The organism is Marivita cryptomonadis (assembly GCF_002115725.1).
Taxonomy (GTDB): domain Bacteria; phylum Pseudomonadota; class Alphaproteobacteria; order Rhodobacterales; family Rhodobacteraceae; genus Marivita; species Marivita cryptomonadis.
In genome coordinates this window covers 1-4,298 of sequence record NZ_JFKD01000054.1, presented here as the reverse complement: position 1 = coordinate 4,298, position 4,298 = coordinate 1, and the positions used below count along the sequence as shown (strand labels likewise).

The window sequence follows — 4,298 nt, the reverse complement described above, 5'->3', positions numbered from 1 at the left end:
GGTTGATCCTGCGTCTCTGACGGTGCGTGCGGATGACCAGACGAAGACGTATGGGACGGGTTTGAACCCGGTTGGGAGTGAGTTCACGATCACGGCAGGCACGCTGTTTTTCGAGGATGTGCTTGAGAGTGTGACGTTGTCGAGCGCGGGATTTGCGTCGGATGCGTCGGTTTCCGGGAGCCCGTATGAGATCGGGGCGTCAGCTGCGATTGGGTCTGGCCTGTCGAACTACGCAATTGAGTATGTGTCGGGAGATCTGACGGTTGATCCTGCGTCTCTGACGGTACGTGCGGATGACCAGACAAAGCTGGAAGGCGAAGAGTTCTTTTTCACTGGAACTGAGTTTTCGGTTGAAGGTTTATTGTTTGATTCCACTGTACGAAGTGTATCTTTGTCGAGCCAAGGTGCTGAAAGAGATGCTGCTGCACTTGAGAGCCCGTTTGTTATTTCGATAGGTCAACCTGTTGGAAATGGGCTAGAAAATTATGACATTACCTTTATGCTTGGGACACTTTTTGTGGACCCTGTGGCTGTAAGCATTGCACCTCCATTGGACTTCAACAACGAACCACTGGTGAATCCACGTGATGAGGTCAAAACTGGACTTGGTGACAGGGATAATACGTCCCAGTTGGAGACCAGCGATCCAGTAGAATTAGCCAACGCAAAAGAGACGCTCGTCGCTGTTGGTAATCTCGTGTCGGATCTTTTAGACGCGATTAATGCATGTGATCAGCAGAGTGGAGATGTAAATCGATATCTCGCGTGTTTGTCGGATGCACTGAACGCCTTTGCTGGAGAATTGGACACGATTGCTACCGATTTGCCGCCTGGAATGCAGAATGTTGCACAAATTGTGCAAGATGCCCGTGTTCAAATCGATACTGCCCGGCAACGAGCGCAAATGCGCCTTGCCACAGCAAGGTCGGATGCGGAGCGCGATACAATTCGTATTGATGCTGTCAATGAGGCCCGTGCTGCGCTTACCAACGCATCAAACGAAATACGTAAAGCGATTGCGCTGGTCAGGGTCGAGGACCCTGAATTGGCCTTAATACAACGTGCAACCATCAACCAAACAGCTTCTGCACTGGATACTGTCGGGATTTCGTTGGCTCGTGCGACTGGACTGTAAATTTGAAGCTGAACTCGTGCGTATATCTGGTCAACAGACTATTGGCCGGTCTTGTCGTTTTTTCTCATTCCTACAATTAAGGCTTGAGCACTTCTTACTGTCGTTTGTTCTTGTCGTGTTTGGCAGCTGTACTGCGCTTGCGGAGGAACGTGTCGCACTCGTTATTGGCAATTCAGATTATGCTTATGTTTCTCCACTGGATAATCCCAAGAACGATGCGGTAGACATTTCCTTGGCCCTGGAAGGGCTGGGCTTTGAAGTCCTCTTGAGCATGGATCAGTCGCGGTCGGATTTGCGCGAAAATATCGAAGCGTTTGGCGAACTTGCAGAAAATGCTGATGTTGTCTTGTTGTACTATGCTGGACATGGGTTTCAGGTAAACGGTACCAACTTCCTGTTACCAGTCGATGCACAGCTCGGAGGCATTCAGGATTTAGATGAAGAAGCGCTTCCGTTGTCAGACATTTTGCGTGTGATAGACGGGTCTAACGGTCTCAAACTGATATTTCTGGATGCATGTCGGGACAATCCTTTTGGCACCGAGTTGGACAGTTTGCCCAATGTGCGCGGGGGGCTTGCCAGAGTTGGGACTGACGCTGATTACATGTTCGTTTATGCAACGCAGCCTGACAATGTTGCCTATGACGGCATGGGTAGAAACAGCTTTTTTACTGAGGCAGTATTGAGCCATATCTATAGCCCTGGCCAAGATATCCAACAAATGATGATCAACGTCCGCCGTGATGTGATCGCCGCGACTGGGGGAAGGCAAATACCATGGGAAAACTCCTCTCTTACGCAGCAGTTTCAATTCGTCCGAAGCGCTGTAACAGCCTCTGAAGAAACCTTGTTGTGGCAGGTTGCAGCCAATGAAGGAGATGCCCAACTGTTGCAACTCTATATGGAACGCTATCCGGAGGGCGCCCATGTGCAGGACGTTTTGGCTTTTCTCGAAGATGACAGCAGGATACGTGCGCTTCAGTTGCAAGATGAGACTGCAGAAGCACAGCGTATTTGGAACCTTGCACGTCGAACGCGCATGCGGCCGCTATTAGAATTTTACGTCAAAAACTATCCGGATGGGAGGAATGTTGCAGAGGCCCAACGATTGTTGGAGGTAATTCCAGATGTACAGGACACCTCGCCCGGATCAGTTTGTGAACGGTTGGCTACTCATCCCCGTGATGCCACTGCGGCACAACCAGGGGTTAGTTTTGAGCGCTTGCAAAAAAACTCACTGCCTGCAATCCAAGCATGTGCTGCGGCGGCGACCCAGTCACCTGAGTTGCCTCACTATACTGCTCTACTAGCCCGTGCGACAGCAGCGTCCGGTGATTTGGAACGCGCAGTCTCACTATACAAAAGTGCGGCGGACCGAGGTGATTTACGAGCAATGGTCAGTCTTGCCCAACTTGCTGAAACGGGAAACGGCGTGCCGCAAGACTTCGGAGCTGCCTTAGATCTATATGAACGAGCAGCAGCCGCTGGCAGTATCGATGGTATGATCAACCTCGCGATCATCTTGTTCCAAGGAGGACTTGTAGATCAAGACATTGAACGTGCCATTTCATTACTGCGGCAGGCCGCGGATCTAGGCTCGCCAAAAGCGATCTTTAATCTCGGAGTTCTCGCTCAAGATGGGTTAACTGATACGCCGGCAGATGCACTTGATTATTTCATTGACTCAGCGCGTGATGGCGAACTTGGAGGCTTTCGCGCGGCAGCAATTTTACTGGACGAAGGCCGAGGTGTAGAGCGTGATGCAGTGCGTGCAGCTGACCTTTTACTGCGGGGGGTAGCCGCGGATCGAGGCGATCTCTTGCAGCATCTGATGAATTCAACGGACCAGTGGTCTCGTGATACTATCCGCGCACTTCAGACTCGTCTGCAAGAAGCAGGTTACTACACAGCCTCCATCGATGGATTGGCCGGTTCAAGTTTCTTTGCGGCCCTTACCCGATGGCGAAATGGTGGATTCCGCGAGGATATCTTAAGTGAAATTTAGCTCATGACCTGTTTAGGGAAATCGCCTTTGGAACTGACCGATCGCTTTGAGCGTGCAAAACGACATTTTCAGGCTATTTCGCGATTTGTGTGGGTGGACTGGTTTCCGGTCATGCGCGGCACCCACCAGATGTTGTGGTGTAGGGTGAGGCTGGGAGGTGGCTGAGATTACCTGCGATCAGGTAGCCCAAGTTCAACAGCAAATCCGATAAGTGATTGATATTCTTATGGCGGGATTCGCCATTGTGTGACTACCGAGAGAGGATCAGGCGGGTTTTGGCAGGTCGAGAGTGTCGAAGAGCTCCGTATGCGCCGCCTCTGTCCCATTGATTTATGTGGTTTGTGCGGGTTGACAGGTTTTAGGCTAGAGCATTTCTGAGCTCGTCAGGGACTCCCGGGCGAGCTCATGTGTGAGGATTTTTGGGCGGCATAGGCCCATGGCATCAAAGCATCGATGTCTTTGTCCAAGTGGCCGTTGGCCAACTTGGTGTACAGGTCGAGCAAGTAGGGGTGGATTCCGGTAGGGGGCAGGATCGTATCACAAGGCTCTGACGCCCCCTACACCTCTTCAATTTGAGCCCTGTGGTTGCCTTCATTGTGGCGGTGAGCGTGGTGCGCCCGTTTCGTGGCTGTGAAGGTGGCAAGAAATTGGGGGTGATTACTTCACAACTTCACCCTGGCTTACCGCCGCCACCGGTATTCGCCGGTGAGCAGGATGTGGGCCCATCCGAGCGGGGAGATGTGCGCGAGCAGAACGGGATCGCAATTCAACCCGGCCCGCTGCCGCGCGGCTACAGCCTGACCGAGGTGCTTGGTGTTCCAGTAGATGATGATGGCGGCGAGCAGGTTGAGACCGGCCATGCGGTAGTGCTGCCCTTCGGCTGTACGATCCCGGATTTCGCCCTGCCGCCCGATGCGCAGGGCGTTTTTCAGAGCGTGATGTGCCTCGCCCTTATTCAGGCCAATCTGGGCCCGCCGCTGCATGTCGGCGTCGAGGAGCCACTCGATGATGAAGAGAGTGCGCTCGACGCGGCCGATTTCGCGGAGCGCCAGAGCTAACTCGTGCTGGCGCGGATAGGCGGCGAACTTCTTGAGCAACTGACTGGGCGGTATGACGCCTGTCACCATCGTGGCGGCAGACCGCAGCACACCGGGCCAG

General features: G+C 53.0%; 3 protein-coding genes. 2 read left to right on the top strand and 1 reads right to left on the bottom strand.

Features of this window, described 5'->3' with window-relative positions:
- The coding region (locus tag MCRY_RS23070; RefSeq protein WP_280523450.1) for an MBG domain-containing protein at positions 1 to 1,135 on the top strand (1,135 nt) is incomplete at its 5' end.
- Positions 1,119 to 3,140, top strand: a complete 2,022-nt coding sequence (locus MCRY_RS22145; RefSeq protein ID WP_244897963.1) for a caspase family protein — start codon at positions 1,119 to 1,121, stop codon at positions 3,138 to 3,140. The genes MCRY_RS23070 and MCRY_RS22145, both read left to right, overlap by 17 nt.
- Positions 3,141 to 3,820: 680 nt before the next feature.
- Here MCRY_RS22145 and MCRY_RS22140 read toward each other — a convergent pair.
- Positions 3,821 to 4,298, bottom strand: a 478-nt coding sequence (locus MCRY_RS22140; RefSeq protein ID WP_139834162.1) for a Tn3 family transposase, incomplete at its 5' end; no start/stop codon positions are given.